We start from the raw sequence: 18,415 nt of genomic DNA on the forward strand, positions 1-18,415 counted from the left end.
CGAGAGGGCGTATCGGTTACTGCTTGCGCACCGGCGCATCGCCGGCGACGTAATAGTCGGCGGTGCTGCGCGGCAGCGGCGCGCGCTGGCGAATGCGATCGGCTAACTTCTCGGCGATCATGATGGTGGTGGCGTTCAGGTTGCCGGTGATGATCAGCGGCATGATCGACGCATCCACCACCCGCAATCCTTCCATGCCGTGCACCCGGCCCTGACCATCGACCACCGCCATCTCATCCTCGCCCATCTTGCACGAGCAGGACGGGTGGAAGGCGGTTTCGGCGTGCTCGCGCACGAAAGCGTCCAGTTGCTCGTCGGTCTGCACCTCCGGCCCCGGGCTTATCTCGCGGCCGCGGTATTCGTCCAGGGCCGGCTGCGCCATGATCTCGCGCGTGATGCGAATAGCGTCGCGGAACTCCTGCCAGTCCTGCTCGGTCGCCATGTAGTTGAACAGAATGCTCGGGTGCTGGCGCGGATCTTTCGATTTCACCTGTACCCGGCCGCGGCTCGGCGAACGCATCGAGCCGACGTGCGCCTGGAAGCCGTGCTCTTTCACCGCGTTGCTGCCGTTGTAGTTAATCGCCACCGGCAGGAAATGATACTGAATATTCGGCCAGGCGAACTCTGCGCGGCTGCGGATAAAACCGCCGGCCTCGAACTGGTTGCTGGCGCCGATGCCGGTGCCGTTGAACAGCCATTCCGCGCCGATCTTCGGCTGGTTGAACCATTGCAGCGCCGGGTACAGCGACACCGGTTTCTTACAGGCGTACTGCAGGTACATCTCCAGGTGATCCTGCAGGTTTTCCCCGACGCCCGGTAGATCGTGCACCACGTTGATATCCAGACTTTTCAGCAGCGCCGCCGGGCCGACGCCCGAACGCTGCAGGATCTGCGGCGAGGCGATGGCGCCGGCGCACAGCAACACTTCGCGCCGCGCTTTGGCGTGGGTCAACTGATTGCTGTCGCCCTGCAAATAGTTGACGCCCACCGCACGCTTGCCGTCGAACACGATGTGGTCGGTCAGCGCATGGGTGACGATTTTCAAGTTCGGCCGCGAACGCGCCTGATCCAGATAACCGCGGGCGGTGCTGGCGCGGCGCCCTTTCGGCGTCACGGTGCGATCCATCGGGCCGAAGCCTTCTTGCTGGTAGCCGTTCAGATCGTCGGTGCGCGGGTAACCCGCCTGAACGCCGGCTTCCACCATGGCGTGGAACAGTTCGTTGTTGCCGGCTTTCGGCGTGGTGACGCTCACCGGACCTTCGCCGCCGTGGTAATCGTTCGGGCCGATATCGCGGGTTTCCGCCTTGCGGAAATACGGCAAGCAGTCCAGATAGGTCCAGTCTTCCAGACCCGGCGCCTTGGCCCAGTTATCGAAGTCCATCGCGTTGCCGCGAATGTAACACATGCCGTTGATCAGGGACGAACCGCCCAGCCCTTTGCCGCGGCCGCATTCCATCCGGCGATTGTTCATGTGCGGCTCAGGATCGGTTTCATACGCCCAGTTATAGCGGCGGCCCTGCAGCGGAAACGCCAGCGCGGCCGGCATCTGAGTACGGAAATCCATCCGGTAATCCGGGCCGCCGGCTTCCAGCAGCAGGACGCTGACGTCGGCGTCCTCGGTCAATCGGGTGGCTAACACGTTGCCGGCGGAACCGGCACCGATAATGATGTAGTCAAATTCCATTCATTATCTCCTAAATATTCGTATGCCTGAATGATGCGAATGGCTTGAATTCCGCATGCTGAATATAACAAGGCAGTTTTGGATGCGAAAAAGATATATCCCCTATGGATTTCGAGTTACAGCTAGGCGGCAAGGGCGCAGAGCCCCAGGAGCTTACTCAAGTAAGTGACTGGGGTCTGCGCTCGCAGCCAACAACGCTGTAGCTTGAAAGACGACGGGGATAGTTAAAATACCGAGGCGTATTCGCCCAGCTCAACCTGCACCGATTTGATCTGGGTGTAGTGCTCCAGCGTCGTCAGGCCGTTCTCGCGGCCAACGCCGGACTGCTTGTAGCCGCCGACCGGCATTTCCGCCGCCGACTCGCCCCAGGTGTTGATCCAGCAAATACCGGCTTCCAGCTGGTGGATCACGCGGTGCGCACGAGCCAGATCGTTGGTCACCACGCCCGCAGCCAGGCCGAAGGTGGTGTCATTGGCGCGGCGCACCACTTCCTCTTCGCTCTGGTAGCTGAGAATGCTCATCACCGGCCCGAAGATCTCCTCGCGCACGATTTCCATCTCGTCGCGGCAGTCGCTGAATACCGTCGGTGCCACGTAAGCGCCCTTGCCGAATTCGCCGTGGGTGACGCGTTCGCCGCCGCACAGCAGGCGCGCGCCGCTGTTCTTGCCGCTCTCGATAAAGCGCAGCACCGACTCCATGTGCGCGAAGCTGACCAGCGGCCCGAAGTTGGTCTGCGGATCGGTCGGTTCGCCGAGGCGAATGCGCTTCACGCGCTCGAGGATTTTCGCCTCAAACTGCGCCTGCAGCGCCGCCGGCACGAAGACGCGGGTGCCGTTGGTGCACACCTGGCCGGAGCTGTAGAAGTTGGCCATCATGGCGATATCGGCGGCGCGATCCAGATCGGCGTCGTCGAAAATAATCAGCGGCGACTTGCCGCCCAGCTCCATGGTGACTTCTTTCAGCGTCGATCCCGACGCGTTGGCCATCACCTTCTTGCCGGTTTTCACCCCGCCGGTGAAAGAGACTTTGGCGATGCCCGGATGGTCGGTCAGGTACTGCCCCACCTCCGCCCCGCTGCCGGTCACCACGTTGAACACGCCGTCCGGCAAGCCGGCTTCGGTGTAAATTTCCGCCAGCTTCAGCGCCGTCAGCGACGTGACTTCGCTCGGTTTGAAGATCATCGCGTTGCCCGCCGCCAGCGCCGGCGCGGACTTCCACAGCGCGATTTGAATCGGGTAGTTCCAGGCGCCGATGCCGGCCACCACGCCCAGCGGTTCGCGGCGGGTGTAAACGAATGAGGTTTCGCGCAGCGGGATCTGTTCGCCTTCAATGGCCGGGATCAGGCCGGCGTAATACTCCAGCACGTCGGCGCCGGTGACGATGTCCACCGCGGTGGTTTCCGACATCGCTTTGCCGGTATCCAGCGTTTCCAGCGCCGCCAGCTCATCGTTGCGCTCGCGCAGAATATCCACCGCGCGACGCAGGATGCGCGAACGCGCCATCGCCGTCATCGCCGCCCACACCTTCTGCCCGCTGGCCGCGCTGGCCACCGCACGATCGACGTCTTCAGCGCCGGCGGACTGGACTTCAGCCAGAACTTCGCCGTTCGCCGGGTTAATGGCGTTGAAGGTTTTTCCAGCGGTGCTGTCTACATAGGCGCCATGAATATAGAGCTTCTGCAAGCCAAAACGGGACATAGGATCTCCTTGGGTTATCCTCCGGGCGGCGTCTGCCCCCGGAGTTGGAACGTGATGTATTCGGTCGTGAGCGCCAGCGCCTGCGACTGATTGAACGCCGAGCCGCGCAGCGCGCTGCGCAGCCACAGTCCGTCGATCAGCGCCGCCAGCCCCTTGGCCGCCAACCGCGCCTGCGGCTGCGGCATGACGCGGCGAAACTCGGCGCACAGGTTGGAATAGAGCCGGCGGCCGTTCACCTGCTGCAGCCGGTTGAGCTGCGGTTGGTGCAGACTGCTGGCCCAAAAGGCCAGCCAGGTCTTCATCGCCGCGCTGTTGATCTGGCTGTCGTCGAAATTGCCGGCGACGATCGCCTGCAGCCGCGCCGCCGGGCTGTTATCGGTCAGCGCCTGCAAGCGCAGCTTCACCGCCTCGCCCAGATGGCTGATCAGATAGCGCATCGTGGCTTCCAGCAGGCCGTTCTTGTCCTTGAAATAATGGCTGATGATGCCGTTGGAAACGCCGGCCCGCCGCGCGATCTGCGCGATGGTGGCGTCATGCATTCCCACTTCGTTTACCGCAGCGAGCGTGGCATCAATCAACTGCTGCCTTCTGATTGGCTGCATTCCTACCTTTGGCATATTTCGACTCTCACAAAACCGACTTCGGCCTTATCTCAGCGGGCAAATTTCACTGCCGTTTCGCCCGTGATTCAGGTCATCATGAGGACTATTAAACTTTTTTTTGATTGAACGTTCAATAAAAATTGCATATATTTTATTGCCGCCTGGTTAAAAATTTGTACTATCTGGTTGTGGAACTAGCTGATTTTTGTGAGGTAATTAACGAATCTGACCAAAATCAGTGGCTGTAAGCGGTTCCCGCCGCGAAGCGCGCCGGCGCTTCATTAACAGGCGAAAGCGGCATCATTCAGGCCCTCCTCTAAGGAGACGGCCGCCGCCTTCATTCGCCCGTTTTCCAGAGGCCAACGCGCCCCGGAATGCGGAGCGGCACGATTTTCTCAGTTCAGAGGATGACGATGACAACCCACGAAACCGCCTCCAAACCGCAGCAGGACCGCCTCAACCCTGTGGTTTTCTTCACCTCGGCGGGGCTGATCCTGGCCTTCTCGCTGATGACCATCTTTTTCACCGACTTCTCCGGGCAGTGGATCACCCGCACGCTGAATTGGGTGTCAGCCACCTTCGGTTGGTACTACCTGCTGGCGGCGACGCTGTACATCGTGTTCGTGGTGTTTATCGCCGCTTCGCGCTTCGGTTCGATCAAGCTCGGGCCGGAGCAGTCCAAGCCGGAATTCAGCCTGATGAGCTGGGCGGCGATGCTGTTCGCCGCCGGCATCGGCATCGACCTGATGTTCTTCTCGGTCGCCGAGCCGGTAACCCAGTACATGATGCCGCCGGAAGGTGACGCGCAAACGCTGGAAGCCGCGCGCCAGGCGATGGTCTGGACGCTGTTCCACTACGGCCTGACCGGCTGGTCGATGTATGCGCTGATGGGCATCGCCCTCGGCTACTTCAGCTATCGCTACAATCTGCCGTTGACCATCCGCTCGGCGCTGTACCCGATCTTCGGTAAGCGCATCAACGGCCCGATCGGCCACAGCGTGGACATCGCCGCGGTGCTCGGCACCATCTTCGGCATCGCCACCACGCTGGGCATCGGCGTGGTGCAGCTCAACTACGGCCTCAAGGTGCTGTTCGAGATCCCGGAAAACCTGACGGTGCAGGGCTCGCTGATCCTGCTGTCGGTGATCATGGCCACCATCTCGGTCACCTCGGGCGTCAACAAGGGCATCCGCATCCTGTCCGAGCTGAACGTGCTGCTGGCGCTGGGCCTGATCCTGTTCGTGCTGTTCTTCGGTGACACCGAGTTCCTGCTCAACGCGCTGGTGCTCAACGTCGGCGATTACGTCAATCGCTTTATGGGCATGACGCTCAACAGCTTCGCCTTCGATCGGCCGGTGGAGTGGATGAACAACTGGACGCTGTTCTTCTGGGCCTGGTGGGTGGCGTGGTCGCCGTTCGTCGGCCTGTTCCTGGCGCGCATCTCGCGCGGGCGCACCATTCGCCAGTTCGTGGTCGGCACGCTGATCATACCGTTCGTGTTCACCCTGCTGTGGCTGTCTATCTTCGGCAACAGCGCGCTGTACCAGATCATTCACGGCAACGCCGAGTTTGCGCAGGAAGTGATGCAGTTCCCGGAGCGCGGCTTCTACAGTCTGCTGGCGCAATACCCCGGCTTCACCTTCAGCGCCTCGGTGGCCACCATCACCGGCCTGCTGTTCTACGTCACCTCGGCGGACTCCGGCTCGCTGGTGCTGGGCAACTTCACCTCGCGCCTGGCCGACATCAATAATGATGCGCCGAACTGGCTGCGGATTTTCTGGTCGGTGGCCATCGGCCTGCTGACCATCGGCATGCTGATGACCGACGGCGTGCCGGCGCTGCAGAAAACCACGGTAATCATGGGCCTGCCGTTCAGCTTCGTGATCTTCTTCGTGATGGCCGGGCTGTACAAATCGCTGCGGGTGGAAGACTACCGCAAGGCCAGCGCGCTCAGCACCCTGGCGCCGGTGCCGGTCTCCAGCCACGACGTGCTCAACTGGAAACAGCGCCTGTCGCGGGTGATGAACTATCCGGGCACCCAGTACACGCAGAAAATGTTGGATAAAGTCTGCCGTCCGGCGATGCAGGACGTGGCGCGCGAGCTGGAGTTGCGCGGCGCGAAAGTGGAGTTCAGCGAAGTGCCGCCGACCGAAGACGAGCGTCTGAACCACCTGGAGCTGCTGGTGCGCCTGGGCGAGGAACAGAACTTTATCTATCAGATCTGGCCGATGCGCTACTCGGTGCCGGGCTTCACCTACCGCGCCCGCTCCGGCAAGTCGCACTACTACCGGCTGGAAACCTTCCTGATGGAAGGCACCCAAGGCAACGACCTGATGGACTACAGCAAGGAACAGGTGATTGGCGATATCCTCGACCAGTACGAGAAGCACCTGAACTTCCTGCACATTCATCGCGAAGCGCCGGGGGGCACCCTGACCTTCCCGGATATGTGACGATCGATAAATCACGAGAGGGCGTAGCCAGGCTACGCCCTTTTTTATGCCTGCTCGGCCGGCAAGTCGGCTTTCAGCAGCACTAGGGAACCGGCCAGCAACACCAGATCCTTGATTAAAAAGCTGGTGGCGCCGGCCATGGCCGGAAAACCGCCGGCGGAAGGCTCCCAGGCCCCCGGCGTGGAAAAGATCAGCGTCAGCGTAGTTAGGTAGGTTACCGTCGAACCGATCGCCCCCAGCAACCCCAGCCGCCGCGACCAGAATCCCGCCAGCAGCAGCAAACCGAAGCTCCACTCGGCAACGCCCAGCGCATAGCTGGCGCCGCGGATGCCGAACGCCTGATGCATCCAGCTCAGCAGCGGGCTGTTGCCGATCAGCGGTACCAGCCCCTGCGCCTCGTAATCAAACCACTTGGCGTAACCGAAGGCGGCGAAGATCACCACCAGCGCCGCGCGCATAAAGATAACGTCCCCGTTCGAGCGCTGAAAGCGCCGCAGCCATGTCGCCAGCATCATCCTCTCTCCTTATGTTGCCCACGGCCGCCGCGGATCGCCCGCTTGCGGCCGCGGGGTGCGGCGGCTTAGTGCCCCATCGCGTCCTTCTTCATTTCGTCTTTCTTCATGCCGTCTTTGGCCATACCGTCTTTCGCCATGCCATCCTTTTTCATCGCGTCTTTGCCCATCTTGTCTTTCTTCATGCAGTCCTTGCCCATGCACGCTTTCTTCATGCCGTCTTTGGCCATGCCGTCGTGCGACATCTGGCTCATGCCGTCCTTTTTCATCGCGTCTTTGCTCATGCCATCGGCGGCGTTGGCACCGGCCACGCCCAGCATCAGCGCGCTGCACATCATCATTGCGAATAACTTTTTCATGGTATTTCCTTCCGTCATGTCAAAGGCACCGGGGTGCCGGAGAATGGCCGGCGGCCGCCTCAGCTGCCGCCAAACCAGTTGTAACCCTGGTCTTCCCAGTAACCGCCCGGGAAGCGGTTGGTGACCTCGATCACCTGAATGTGTTTCGGGTTCTTGTAGCCCAGCTTGGTCGGCATGCGCAGCTTCATCGGGTAGCCGTACTTGCGCGGCAAGATCTGGCCGTCATAGGTCAGCGCAATAATCGTCTGCGGGTGCAGCGCAGTGGCCATGTCGATGCTGGTGTAGTAATCGTCGGCGCATTTGAAGCTGACGTAGCGGGCGCTCAGATCTGCGCCGATCGCCTTGAGAAAGGTCGCGAACGGCACGCCGCCCCACTTGCCGATGGCGCTCCAGCCCTCGACGCAAATATGGCGCGTCACCTGGCTGACCTGCGCCATGCGGTGCAGCTGTGGCAGGCTCCAGGCGCGTTTGTCCTGCACCAGTCCCGCCACTTCCAGCCGGTAATCGTCGCCGTTGATGTCCGGCGCGTCCTCCTCGGCGTAGAAAGCGTTGAACGGGAACGGCCGGGTGATCATCGATTCCGGGTAGACCGGCGCCAGGCGATCGCCATTGAACAGCCAGCCCTGTACCCGATCGTTGAAGCGAGAGATGCGGCTCAGCGCCTGTTCGACGTTGGCGTTATCGCTGAGATCGCAGCCGGTGAGCATGGCGATGCCGCCCAGCGTCAGGCCGTTGCGCAGAAAGCGGCGGCGCGAAGGCGCGCTCAACAGCCGCTGCGCTTCTTTGACGATCGCCTGCCCTTCAATGATCGTCATGATCCGTTTATCCTTTTCCATCATTCACTCCTTAGCGTCCGCGCAGCATGGCCAGCAGCGTCCGCGGCACCAGCGCCACCATCACCAGGTGAATCGCGACGAAGACCACCAGCGCCGACATGGCAAAAAAGTGGATATAGCGCGCCGCCTCATAACCGCCGAGCAGCGTGCGCAGCAGCGGAAACTGCACCGATTTCCACAGCACCAGCCCGGACAGCGCGCTCATCACGCCGAGGATCATCACCGACAGATAGGCCACGCGTTGCACCATGTTGTAGTGGCGCAGGTCGGCGTGTTGCAGCCTGCCGCGCAGCGCGGCACCTATATCGGCGAGAAACTGCCGTGGGCTGAGCGGCCAATACTTGCGTTTGAAACGCCCGCTGGCCAGGTTGATCAGCAGGTAGCACAGCCCGTTGACGCCGAACAGCCACATGCCGGCGAAGTGCCACTGCAGCGCGCCGCCCAGCCAACCGCCGAGCGTCAGCTCATTGAGAAAGCTGAAGTTGAACAGCGGCGAGGCGTTGTAGATGCGCCAGCCGCTGGTCACCATGATCAGCATCGCCAGCGCATTCAGCCAATGCGTCAACCGCAGCCACAGCGGATGCACCGTCTGTCGTTGTTCCGGGGTGAGAGTGAGGCTCATGCGAACTCCTGGCGACCAATGAGGCGATGAGCCGAGTATTCCCCGGATTTGTTCCCCAAGACCTCACGCAAAGTTAAATAAAATGTGATAACTCCGCCGGTGGGGGTTGTGTAGACTTCAGAGAGAAACGGGCAATCAGCGGTAATGAGAATGGACAAGCCAAAACGAATTTTGATCGTCGAGGACGACGGCGACATCGCCGAACTGCTGCAGCTGCATCTGCGCGACGAGGGTTACGCCATCAGCCACGCCGCCGACGGCAACCGGGGCATGGCGATGCTGGAACAGGGCGGCTGGGACGCCCTCATCCTCGATCTGATGCTGCCGGGCGTGGACGGATTGGAGATTTGCCGCCGGGCGCGCACCATGACGCGTTACACGCCAATCATCATCACCAGCGCGCGCTCCAGCGAGGTGCACCGCGTGCTGGGGCTGGAGCTGGGCGCCGACGACTATCTGGCCAAGCCCTTCTCCATGCTGGAGCTGGTGGCGCGGGTCAAGGCGCTGTTTCGCCGCCAGGAAGCGATGAGCCGCAACCTGCGCATGGACGCCGGCGTGCTCAGCGTCAACGATCTGACCATCGACCCCATCGCCCGCGAAGTGCACCTGCACCAGCAGCCGGTCGAGCTGACGCCGCGCGAGTTCGACCTGCTGTACTTTTTCGCCCGCCACCCGGGCCAGGTGTTCTCGCGCCTGAGCCTGTTGAATCAGGTTTGGGGCTATCAGCACGAGGGGTATGAGCACACCGTCAACACCCATATCAACCGGCTGCGCATCAAGATCGAGCGCAACCCGGCGGAACCCGAGCGCATCCTCACGGTGTGGGGCATGGGCTATAAATTCGCGGCCGCGCCGCAAGAGTGAGCCATGAAAAACCTTACGTTAGCGCAACGCCTCACGCTGATCTTCGCGCTGCTGATCGTCATCGGCTGCGCCTTTTCCGGCTGGATGCAGGTGCGCAGCAGCACCCAGTACAGCCAGGCGGTGATCCAGCGCCTGTCCGGCAACCTGGCGCAGCATATCGCCGACAGCAACCCGCTGCTGGGGGTGAACGGGCCGGATCCGCAGGCGGTGCATACCCTGTTCGATCAGCTGATGGCGGTGAACCCCAGCGTTGAGGTTTACCTGCTCGACAAGCAGGGCGCGATTATCGGCAACGCCGCGCCGGCCGGGCATCTGAAGCGGCAGCGGGTCGCGTTGCCGCCGCTGCAGGCGCTGCTCGGTGGCGCGCCGATGCCGGTGTATGGCGACGATCCGCGCAGCGTGGACGGGCGCAAGGTGTTCAGCGTCGCGCCGCTTAAGGTCGATGGCCGGATCGAAGGCTATCTGTACGTGGTGCTGCTCGGCGAAGAGTACACGGCGCTGGCCAGCAACGCCCAGTTCAACTCGGCGGTCAGGATGGCGCTGTGGACCTCCGGGCTGATGGTGCTGTTCAGCCTGCTGGCCGGCGGCTTCGCGTTTTATTGGGTAACGCGCCCTATCCGTCGCCTGACCCGACAGGTCAGCGCGCTGGACAGCGGCGGCATCGAGGCGGTGCAGGCCTACGCGGCGCTGCCTGCGGTACGGGCCGGGCGCGACGAAGTCAGCCAGCTGCAGCAGGCTTTCCACCGCATGGCGCAGCGCCTTGCCGAACAGTGGCAAACGCTGGCGCAGCAGGATCGGCTGCGGCGTGAGTTCATCGCCAACGTCTCGCACGATCTGCGCACCCCGCTCACCTCGCTGCACGGCTATCTGGAGACGCTATCGGTCAAGGCCGCCACCCTGAGCGAAGCCGATCGGCGGCGCTATCTGGAGATCGCGCTGGCGCAGAGCCGCAAAGTGGGCAAACTGGCGCAGGAGCTGTTCGAGCTGGCGCGGCTGGAGTACGGCGTAGTGAAACCGCAGAAAGAGCCTTTTTCCCTCAGCGAGCTGTTGCAGGACGTGTTCCAAAAGTTCGAGCTGGCGGCGGAGGCGCGCAACCAGCGGCTGCATGCCGACATTCCCCCCGGCATTCCGCCGGTGTTCGCCGATCTCAGCATGATTGAGCGGGTGCTGACCAACCTGTTGGACAACGCCATTCGCCATACGCCGCCCGGCGGCGACATCGGCGTGCGGCTGTGGCGGCAGGACGATCGAGTGATGGTGCAGGTCAGCGACAGCGGCCCCGGCATTCCGCAGACTCTGCGCGCCGATCTGTTCGTGCGCCCGTCTGTCCTGAGCGGCGCCCGGCGCCCTTCCGGCGGACTGGGCCTGATGATCGTGCGGCGCATTCTGCAGCTGCACGACAGCGATATTCAGCTGATCGAACAAGCGCAAAGCGGCGCATGCTTCCGCTTTGCCATTCCGCCGCGTTAATCGAGGCAGCTGCGATCGACGCTGATAAATTTGTCGTTATAGATAATAAATTTCTGCCCCTTCAGCCGAATACCGGCATGGGTCAGCGTATCGCCGGGGCGCAGGTATTCGGTGACGCCCTCTTCATCCGTGCTGTTGCAGCCCGGCTTGAGCAGGAACTTGAAGTAGGTGTTGCCGGTGTTGGTGAGCGTACCGCGCTGGGTATCGAGCCGATAGGCAAAGTTTACCTGACGCGGGCGCACCACCAGAATGGTGTCCATCACCACGATCGGCTCCAAGTTGACGCCGGCACCCCGACGCGGCCCCGGCTCGAACAGTCGGGTCGGCACTTCGCGAAATGACACCCGGTAATAACGCTCGCGATTATCCTGCGGCCCGCGATAGAAAAACTTATAGTACTCCGCCTGCCCGGCCTGCAGCGTCAGCTGGCGCGGCGCGAACAGCAGCTCGCCGTCCGCCGGCCGGCTGCGCACCTCGCGCTCTCCCGGCCGATCGATGGCGCGAATGCTCACCTGATACAGGCGCGCGCTGCGGTTATTATTCAACACCCGTTTGGCGGTGAATGAGCGATCCTGATCCATGGCAAACGTCAGGGTACCGACATTGATCGCGGCGGCGGTAAAGGGAAAGGACAAACACAGCAACCCTATCAGCACAAGTTTCACGCCCTGCCCTCAATTGATGTTGCGCCAGGTGGCTTCGACATGAATTTCACCGGCGGCGCTGACGTCGCCATACCAACCGTTGCCGTCGACGGTTCTCAGCGAGATCGGATTGTTCATCGGAATGCTAAAGGTCACGCGGGTCTTGTTCAGCACCCCCACTTCACCGGAGATATCATTCCACGGCGTGCTGCTCCAGAGCGCATTGGTCATGTCGTGCCACTGGCCATCGCAGCCGGCGGCGAAGCTCTGCTGGCCGTTGGTGCTGGTGGTGATGCCGAGGGTGGCGGGGAACGGCACCTGGGTAGTGTTATCCGCAGAAGAAAAGAGGCAATAGTTCACCCCGTTGATCGCCTGAGTCGGCCCGGTCGCCATCACCCTCACCTGATCGGCGGCGGTTTTGCCGCTGGTGGTCACGAAGTAGCCGAACTCCAGCGCCGGCTCCGCCGGGCCGACATAGCCTTCACGGTGTGGGCTGTTGTCGTAATCATCGGAAATAATGCTGATGCTGAAATCGCGCGGCTTGATAATCAGCTGGTTTGAAGTGGAAAACTCATACCATCCCGACTCCGGCGAGGTGGTGTTCTGAAAACGGAAATTGATCAGATCGCGGGTGCCGCTGTCGGAAATCCCCAGCGCGACCATCTGTTTGAAGAAGTTACTGGAGAAGAACACATAGACGGCGTTGCTGCTCTTCAGCTCGTTAAACGTATAGTAGCTGCCGGTGCCCGACGTGTTTTTCCAGGTGTTGCCGTTCAGACTGAACTGCAGATCGGCGGCGTTCACCGCTGAGGACAGCGCCGCATGGTTAATCGCCGGGAAAATATGAATCGAGGTATTGCTCACGCTGCCGTCGGTCTGCAAATCGTAGCTGACCATCTTGCACATGATGCCTGAGCGAGCGCCGATGGTCTGGTTCTTGCAATCGGCATTGCCCTCGCCGATGATCGGCACCCCATCGCTGTTGACGAACACCTCCGATACGGCGTTGGTATTGATAAAGCGCAGGTGGGCCGCCTTGCGGTGCGTGACGGTCCGCTTGTACCAGCTGCCGCTGGCCTGATCCCGACAGCGGCCGCCGGCCGCGGCGTCATAAGCCACCGACGTTTGGCAGCCGTTGATCTGCATGCTGAAAGCTTCGCCCGCCGCCATCTGCTTCAGATACTGATAGAAGCTCGGCGACATCATGCCGTGCATCCATTTTGCGCCGCCGGGCGTAACCACGGCGCCGTAAAATCCCTTTTCGTCGGTGGTCTGCGGCAGAATCAAGCTGGTATCCATATTGCAACCGGCATACCAGTTGATGCAGCGCAGGCCGAGGAACGGATTCTTTATCGGCGCATTTTCCAGCCACATGTCATAGCGCCAGTTGGCATTCAGCCCCGTGTTGTAACCATTATCCACGTACCCCAGGCTCTGCTGATAGACAGTGCCGGAACCGCCGTATTTCAGCCCGGTCCACTTATTGGCGCCGGTCATGCGCGGATCCAGCCCGCCGGCCGGCGTGACGAAAAAGTTGTCGTCGGCGTTGTTCTCCACGAAGACAAATTTCATGACCGCCGCATCCGGCCAGTTGGTCTGGCTGACCGCCGCCTGCAGCGCGGGGGCGACCAGCGCCAACAACAACAGCGCAACGTTAGCTCTCATGGTCAGACTCCCCGGATGACATATTGCCTGCATAGGTTTTCAGCCCGGTGCAGATCACGTCGCCGACCCACACGGCGCCTTGCGCCTTGCTGAGATCCAAATCCACTTCGCATGTCTGATTGCCGCCGTGGGTAAAATCGATAACCGGGAATTTCTTGTCGACGTCCATGATAAATTCGCCTTTCTCATCGGTGCGGGTGCGGCCGATATGGTTCTTGATATAGGCGTTGGCCAGCAGCGTGCCGTCCTCCGCTTTGATGCGGCCAAACACCGTCACCATCTGTTTTATCTCCGGCGAGATCACCGCCACGTTGCCCGGATACAGGGTGAGCTTGCTCTTGCGCCTGGTGACGATGTCGAAGCTCTCCGCCGAGTTTTTGTTGTTCATCAGCTCAACGTCGTACTGACCGTAAGGCGACAAAGGCAGGTAATTCTTATTGCCGCTCAGCTTCACCATCCGGCCGTCAACCCGTGCGGTCAGCAGGCCGTCGTTTTCAATGCCGGTATTGAAGATAATCCCGGCGTTGCCTTCGTTGCGGCCGCTGATGGCAATATCACGCCCTTGCCAACCCATGCTGCCGCTCGCGGTCAGGCTGCTGTTAACGTAGCCGTCGGCGGAGCTGCTGACGTTGAGCGTGCCGGCCGAATACTTGGTGTCGAAGCGCGCATAGCCACCACCGTTGAAGCGATTGTCGCCGCGGGTATCACCGGAAATCGCCCGCGACAGGTTGGCGCCCAGGGTGCGGATCGGCCCGTCCTTGATGTCCTTGCGCGCCGCCAGGTTGGCGGTGGTGTAACCGTTTTGATTGGAAACGCCGGCGCTGAGCCAGTTGCCCATCGGCAGTGAAAAATCGAGCGCGATGTACTTGCCGGTATTGGCGTTGCTGCTGCCGTTGTTGTAGCGTTGCACGCCCGCCCGGACGCCCAGCGTGCCGAATCGGCCGGTAAAGATGTTCTGGTAATAGTCGGCGTTGTAATAGTGACTGTCGTTCTTCTTATCGTCGTTGTAGCTGGCGCTCAGGGTGCCCAGCGGAGACCACAGCGCCCCCAGATTAAGGCTGCCGCCAACGGCGCGGTTATAGGCGTCATTTTGCAACAGACGATCGCCAATCTGCGTTTTCTCCTGATTGATCCATACGCTGCTGAAGCCGCCGGGCAACGCGGCGCTGACGCTGTTGACCAGGCTCCAGGAGCGATCGGAGGCCGCCATGTTTTGCAGGTTGATCTGAATCGACTCGGTCACCGGCAGGCTGACGCGGCTCTCGCCGACGGCGTTGCCGTCAAACGAATACCCCGACAGCGCCCAATTAAGCGTTTGCAGATTGCCGGTAGCCGAAGCGCCAAGCAAATAAGAGTCCTTTGCCGGGCGGTGGCGTTCCCGTTCGCCGCGCCAGTCGTCCATGCGCAGCATCCCGCCCCAGAATTGCCAGGCCAGCGGCGCATTCGCACCGCGATTGGGGCTGAACAATTTATTCACTCGCTGCATGCGTTTATCGACCACTTTGCCGTTGACCACGACCTCCACCTCTACGTCATAGATACCGTAGGGCAAACTGCCGGTGTCCACTTCATGGTTGCCCATCGTGAAGTTTTGTACGCTGAGCAGCCGCCCGTCGCGCGACAGATGCACCTCGCCGGCCGAGGGGAAAAAAACCACGATCGGCGTCAGCGATTGGGAATTATCGAATACCGTCGAGTTGGCGCGGTTGCCGTAGGACAGGCCATAAATCTTACTCGAGTTGATGGTCGTGACCGGCCCCAGCGACTGCAGATTCCAGCTGTCCAGCATGCCGGCGGCGAAACGGCGGCCGGCGAAATCACGCTCGTACATCGCTTTGTACAGCGTGGCGTTTTCATCGCCGCTGCCGATACCGTAGATGGAACCGTTCAACTCCACGTGGTGTTCACGCAACGCCGTGACGCTGTTGAGCGATAAATAACTGGAGGTATTGCCTTCGCTGGCGCGGGCCCGGTTATCGTAGACCCCGAGGTTATAATCCAGCGTGCTGCTTACGGCATCCACGCTGGACGCGCCGATGTCGCTGGAGCGGGCGCGCAGCACCGTCCCCAACGCGGATTCCTTCACCACCAGCTGCAGGTTGAGCTGCCGGAAATCCAGCGCCAGCCAGGCGTCGTCCGCGATCCGAATATGCTGCTGCCGATCGAATGGCGCATCCTGCAAAGCCTGCAGCTGGCCGGCAATCGCCGCCGTCAGCCGGGCGCCGTCGTCGTTATCCTCCAGCGTCACCCGACGAATCTTTAGCCTGTCCTGATCCAGGTAGAGAAAGGCATGGCCGATGCGGCTGTCGTCTTTGACGCCATCGCTCTTTTCATAATGCAACAACAGCGGAATACTCATCCCCTCGCGCAACGCCAGGCTGAAAGTGTGCGGGATCAGCACGCCGTTAATCTGCGTCAAACCGGCCGCCATCGCCATACGGCCAGGCAACAGCGTCGGGAGCGCCAGCGCACCGGCAGCCAAAAGCGTTCTCAACAGCACAGCGTTCACATGCCACTCCTTGCGTGATTGTTTTGCATCCATCGTGGATAACGCGCGCATTACTTCACCGGGATAAACTGTTCGCCGTGCCACAGCGCGACGCGTCCTTTTTTATCGTTGACGTCAACCTTGCTGAAGGCGCGATCCTTCCCCGGCATCACAAAATAGTTTTCCTTGCAGTCGCTGCCGTCTTGCTTGTTCCTGCAATTGCCGTAGGCCACCACTTTGAACGTGGCGTTGCCGGTGTTTTTGATCCGTCCGTTGGCGAACTGATAGGCGAAGCGATCCTGCCGAGGCGCCACCACCAAAATGGTGCCGATGCGCGCCGACGTGGTGGCCACGGCATTACGCCGAGCCGAGTTTTGCCCCGCCTCGCTCAGCGCCTGATCGAACCAAACGATGCGGTAGTAACGCTCTTGGGCATCATTCGGCCCCTTGTAGTAAAAGCGGATCACATCGCTGGCGTTGGCCGGCAAGATCAGGCTGGCGGGCGACAGCAGCATTTCATCCCGACTGCTCATCGGGATCACCGTGCCGGAGGCCAGGGGACTGGAAATGCGTTCGATCTTGATGGTCACCAGCCGGCCGCTGTCGGTGGTGTTTTTGATTTCCTTGCTCAGGCGCGCGCTGTCGCCAGGCATGAAGGCGCTGATCTCACCCACATCGAGCGCCAAAGCCGGCCGCAGCAGCATTAACATCAGGGTGACGGCGAGAGAAAAGCGTGTCATTGCGGTATTCCACTGGCGTTGATGAGCGATAAATAGCAGGAGGTCTCCCCCCTGCCAGATGCAGATCGTTCGGGGGATTAGGAAGTCCAGGTCGCGTTGAACTCGACGCTGACGTCGCCGCTCCAGATACCTTCCGGCAGCGTGCTGAAATCCGTGACGGCGGTGGTGCCGTTTGACGTCGCGCCGATGATGCTGAAGGTGAACTGATCCTGCGCGCTGGTGCGGCCGGCCTGGTTGTAGGCGTTGGACAGGGCGCTCAGATTGCCGCCCAAAATGCCGGCGGTGGTGTCGATCATGGTGGTTTCAGCCGTTTTCCCGACCACCGCACCGTTATAGTTCACCCCGACTTCCAGCGTAGAACCGGAAGTATCCAGCTGAGTCAGCGTATTGGAGACCAGTTTTGAGGTCAGTTTGAAAGCGGTGGCCGTGGTATCGCCTTCCACGGTGACGTCAAACAGGCCTTTCTGGCTGTTGAAACCCTTAATGCCTTCTGCATAGTTGAAGGCCAGGCTGCCAATCGGCGTCACAACCAGTTTGCTGGTGGTGTCTTTCTTGGCGGTCGCAGACCAGGTTGCCAGCGCCTGAGCGGTAACGTCGGCGGCTTGAGCAGTGCTGACCGCTGCAAAGGCGGAAACGATCGCCAAAGCCAGTGTCATTTTCTTCATGGTATAACTCCCTTCAATGTTGAATATGTTTTCTTTCTTTCGTCCATTCTCAGCCAGCCGTTTGCATCACTGCGTTTAGCCAGTCTGCTTGACGCCACAAGAATATCCCTGGCCGATCAAAAAAGAATCATTAACTATTAAAGTTCAAATATTTAGATTTAAATCCCGCAATTAATGTTTCAACCCCCATCAATCACATTAAAAAACGGGTTGAGCCTTTAATGAAAGCACAATCACATTGTGGTTTAACCCCGGCAAGGCGGGTATTGTTTAACCACAAGTACGCTCTGTTCGCCCTTCCCATGGCCGTGCAAAATTTCAGCGCCGGCGTTGTTCGCTGAGGGAAAAGATTGATTGGATTTACGCAGGGGGCAGCAGCCAATCCAGATCGGCCGCTGTAGAGAAAAAGGGGGCTTCTCGCCCTGTGTCAGGAAGGGTATCGGGTTCTCAGGGAAAGAATAAGCCGCATAAAGCCGGCCTGATTGAGGCCCAGTTTTCGCATAATATTCAGTTTATGGGAGCTTATGGTTTTGTAACTTCGCCGGGTCACGTTGGCGATGCTGCCTGGAGATGCACCGGCAACCATCATAGCCAAAACTCGCCATTCACTGTCAGATAATGCGGCTGCCGGATGCACCGAGCGGGCGCGAATATGCGGAGAACGATAGCCGGAGAACTCACCCGCAGCCGCAATGGCGTCACTCAGGCAATGCAATGGCTCCTCCTTTGCCACTATCGCTATGCGCGCATCCGCCGCCAACAACGCTAATATACCGGGGTGTTCTACCGCGGTGAAAATCACCAAGGGAATTTCCGGCCAAACATTTTTTGCCGTCAGAACGAACCGTAATACATCATACAAATATTCTCTCTGATGATATAACTCCATAATAAGCGCGCGAGGCTTTCCCTCTTTCAATACCCCTTCCAGCTCCCTCAAGGTGTCGATAAAATAGCTGTCACTTGATTGGGTAACGAGAAATGCTTCCATTCCTCTTCTCACTAAATAGCTGGGTTCAAAAAATAGCAGCGCATCACCGAAATCGGCTTTAACCATACATAATCACCATAATGAGGTAGAAAGCGGTAGAGAAAGGGAAATACCTCTCGTAAG

General features: G+C 60.3%; 16 protein-coding genes. 3 read left to right on the plus strand and 13 right to left on the minus strand.

Going from position 1 to position 18,415, the window contains the following annotated elements:
- Nucleotides 1–16: 16 nt before the first annotated feature.
- The 3 genes from betA to betI form a co-directional block, all read right to left on the minus strand.
- The gene (gene betA, locus WCL58_RS05165; RefSeq protein ID WP_060421324.1) at nt 17–1,684 is read right to left on the minus strand and encodes a choline dehydrogenase; all 1,668 of its coding nucleotides are present in this window, start codon (nt 1,682–1,684) and stop codon (nt 17–19) included.
- Nucleotides 1,685–1,908: 224 nt separating this feature from the next.
- A complete protein-coding gene (betB, locus tag WCL58_RS05170; RefSeq protein ID WP_336850668.1) occupies nt 1,909–3,381 on the minus strand; it encodes a betaine-aldehyde dehydrogenase in 1,473 nt (490 codons plus the stop codon).
- A gap of 14 nt (nt 3,382–3,395) precedes the next feature.
- On the minus strand, nt 3,396–3,998 hold the full coding sequence (gene betI, locus WCL58_RS05175) for a transcriptional regulator BetI (protein WP_038880897.1): 603 nt from the start codon (nt 3,996–3,998) through the stop codon (nt 3,396–3,398).
- Nucleotides 3,999–4,396: 398 nt separating this feature from the next.
- On the opposite strand from betI, the gene WCL58_RS05180 reads away from it, so the two are divergent.
- The gene (locus tag WCL58_RS05180) at nt 4,397–6,436 is read left to right on the plus strand and encodes a choline transporter (RefSeq protein ID WP_089186853.1); all 2,040 of its coding nucleotides are present in this window, start codon (nt 4,397–4,399) and stop codon (nt 6,434–6,436) included.
- A gap of 44 nt (nt 6,437–6,480) precedes the next feature.
- Here the strand turns inward: WCL58_RS05180 and WCL58_RS05185 are convergent, their stop codons facing one another.
- The 4 genes from WCL58_RS05185 to WCL58_RS05200 form a co-directional block, all read right to left on the minus strand.
- Nucleotides 6,481–6,951, minus strand: a complete 471-nt coding sequence (locus WCL58_RS05185; protein WP_033637683.1) for a YkgB family protein — start codon at nt 6,949–6,951, stop codon at nt 6,481–6,483.
- A 65-nt stretch (nt 6,952–7,016) separates the two neighbouring features.
- Complete coding sequence (locus WCL58_RS05190) at nt 7,017–7,307, minus strand: pentapeptide MXKDX repeat protein (RefSeq protein ID WP_102984056.1); 291 nt, start codon at nt 7,305–7,307, stop codon at nt 7,017–7,019.
- A gap of 59 nt (nt 7,308–7,366) precedes the next feature.
- Nucleotides 7,367–8,143: a molybdopterin-dependent oxidoreductase gene (locus WCL58_RS05195; protein WP_087762187.1), complete on the minus strand. Its 777-nt coding sequence runs from the start codon at nt 8,141–8,143 to the stop codon at nt 7,367–7,369.
- A gap of 10 nt (nt 8,144–8,153) precedes the next feature.
- A complete protein-coding gene (locus WCL58_RS05200) occupies nt 8,154–8,765 on the minus strand; it encodes a cytochrome b/b6 domain-containing protein (protein ID WP_060421314.1) in 612 nt (203 codons plus the stop codon).
- A gap of 150 nt (nt 8,766–8,915) precedes the next feature.
- On the opposite strand from WCL58_RS05200, the gene WCL58_RS05205 reads away from it, so the two are divergent.
- Both WCL58_RS05205 and WCL58_RS05210 read left to right on the plus strand, forming a co-directional pair.
- Nucleotides 8,916–9,629: a response regulator transcription factor gene (locus tag WCL58_RS05205; protein WP_336850670.1), complete on the plus strand. Its 714-nt coding sequence runs from the start codon at nt 8,916–8,918 to the stop codon at nt 9,627–9,629.
- A 3-nt stretch (nt 9,630–9,632) separates the two neighbouring features.
- Nucleotides 9,633–11,099 (plus strand): sensor histidine kinase, encoded by a 1,467-nt coding sequence (locus WCL58_RS05210; protein WP_060421310.1) that lies wholly within the window; start codon nt 9,633–9,635, stop codon nt 11,097–11,099.
- On the opposite strand, the gene WCL58_RS05215 is transcribed toward WCL58_RS05210, so the two are convergent.
- The 6 genes from WCL58_RS05215 to WCL58_RS05240 form a co-directional block, all read right to left on the minus strand.
- Nucleotides 11,096–11,764, minus strand: coding sequence for a fimbria/pilus periplasmic chaperone (locus WCL58_RS05215; RefSeq protein ID WP_060438937.1), 669 nt, complete (start codon nt 11,762–11,764; stop codon nt 11,096–11,098). The two genes, WCL58_RS05210 and WCL58_RS05215, sit on opposite strands and share 4 nt — an antisense overlap.
- Nucleotides 11,765–11,773: 9 nt before the next feature.
- On the minus strand, nt 11,774–13,408 hold the full coding sequence (ecpD, locus tag WCL58_RS05220; RefSeq protein WP_336850671.1) for a fimbrial adhesin EcpD: 1,635 nt from the start codon (nt 13,406–13,408) through the stop codon (nt 11,774–11,776).
- On the minus strand, nt 13,398–15,917 hold the full coding sequence (locus WCL58_RS05225) for a CS1-pili formation C-terminal domain-containing protein (RefSeq protein ID WP_197778759.1): 2,520 nt from the start codon (nt 15,915–15,917) through the stop codon (nt 13,398–13,400). The genes ecpD and WCL58_RS05225 overlap by 11 nt, the downstream gene beginning before the upstream one ends.
- A gap of 50 nt (nt 15,918–15,967) precedes the next feature.
- Nucleotides 15,968–16,636 carry a hypothetical protein gene (locus WCL58_RS05230; protein WP_038880871.1) on the minus strand — a complete coding sequence of 223 codons (669 nt, stop codon included), beginning with the start codon at nt 16,634–16,636 and terminating at the stop codon, nt 15,968–15,970.
- Nucleotides 16,637–16,713: 77 nt separating this feature from the next.
- Complete coding sequence (gene ecpA, locus WCL58_RS05235; RefSeq protein ID WP_004939148.1) at nt 16,714–17,301, minus strand: common pilus major fimbrillin subunit EcpA; 588 nt, start codon at nt 17,299–17,301, stop codon at nt 16,714–16,716.
- Nucleotides 17,302–17,728: 427 nt separating this feature from the next.
- Nucleotides 17,729–18,358 carry a helix-turn-helix transcriptional regulator gene (locus tag WCL58_RS05240; protein WP_060421299.1) on the minus strand — a complete coding sequence of 210 codons (630 nt, stop codon included), beginning with the start codon at nt 18,356–18,358 and terminating at the stop codon, nt 17,729–17,731.
- Between the last annotated feature and the right edge of the window lie 57 nt (nt 18,359–18,415).

Source organism: Serratia sp. TMDUHS_CL, assembly GCF_037137105.1.
Lineage (GTDB): Bacteria > Pseudomonadota > Gammaproteobacteria > Enterobacterales > Enterobacteriaceae > Serratia > Serratia nevei.

What these genes read in the sequence shown, in the direction of transcription:
- betB (WP_336850668.1), bottom strand. Translation starts at nt 3,381, where the DNA reads ATGTCCCGTTTTGGCTTGCAGAAGCTCTATATTCATGGCGCCTATGTA.
- WCL58_RS05210 (WP_060421310.1), top strand. Translation starts at nt 9,633, where the DNA reads ATGAAAAACCTTACGTTAGCGCAACGCCTCACGCTGATCTTCGCGCTG.
- WCL58_RS05200 (WP_060421314.1), bottom strand. Translation starts at nt 8,765, where the DNA reads ATGAGCCTCACTCTCACCCCGGAACAACGACAGACGGTGCATCCGCTG.
- betI (WP_038880897.1), bottom strand. Translation starts at nt 3,998, where the DNA reads ATGCCAAAGGTAGGAATGCAGCCAATCAGAAGGCAGCAGTTGATTGAT.
- WCL58_RS05190 (WP_102984056.1), bottom strand. Translation starts at nt 7,307, where the DNA reads ATGAAAAAGTTATTCGCAATGATGATGTGCAGCGCGCTGATGCTGGGC.
- WCL58_RS05180 (WP_089186853.1), top strand. Translation starts at nt 4,397, where the DNA reads ATGACAACCCACGAAACCGCCTCCAAACCGCAGCAGGACCGCCTCAAC.
- ecpD (WP_336850671.1), bottom strand. Translation starts at nt 13,408, where the DNA reads ATGAGAGCTAACGTTGCGCTGTTGTTGTTGGCGCTGGTCGCCCCCGCG.
- WCL58_RS05240 (WP_060421299.1), bottom strand. Translation starts at nt 18,358, where the DNA reads ATGGTTAAAGCCGATTTCGGTGATGCGCTGCTATTTTTTGAACCCAGC.
- WCL58_RS05230 (WP_038880871.1), bottom strand. Translation starts at nt 16,636, where the DNA reads ATGACACGCTTTTCTCTCGCCGTCACCCTGATGTTAATGCTGCTGCGG.
- WCL58_RS05195 (WP_087762187.1), bottom strand. Translation starts at nt 8,143, where the DNA reads ATGGAAAAGGATAAACGGATCATGACGATCATTGAAGGGCAGGCGATC.
- betA (WP_060421324.1), bottom strand. Translation starts at nt 1,684, where the DNA reads ATGGAATTTGACTACATCATTATCGGTGCCGGTTCCGCCGGCAACGTG.
- WCL58_RS05185 (WP_033637683.1), bottom strand. Translation starts at nt 6,951, where the DNA reads ATGATGCTGGCGACATGGCTGCGGCGCTTTCAGCGCTCGAACGGGGAC.
- ecpA (WP_004939148.1), bottom strand. Translation starts at nt 17,301, where the DNA reads ATGAAGAAAATGACACTGGCTTTGGCGATCGTTTCCGCCTTTGCAGCG.
- WCL58_RS05205 (WP_336850670.1), top strand. Translation starts at nt 8,916, where the DNA reads ATGGACAAGCCAAAACGAATTTTGATCGTCGAGGACGACGGCGACATC.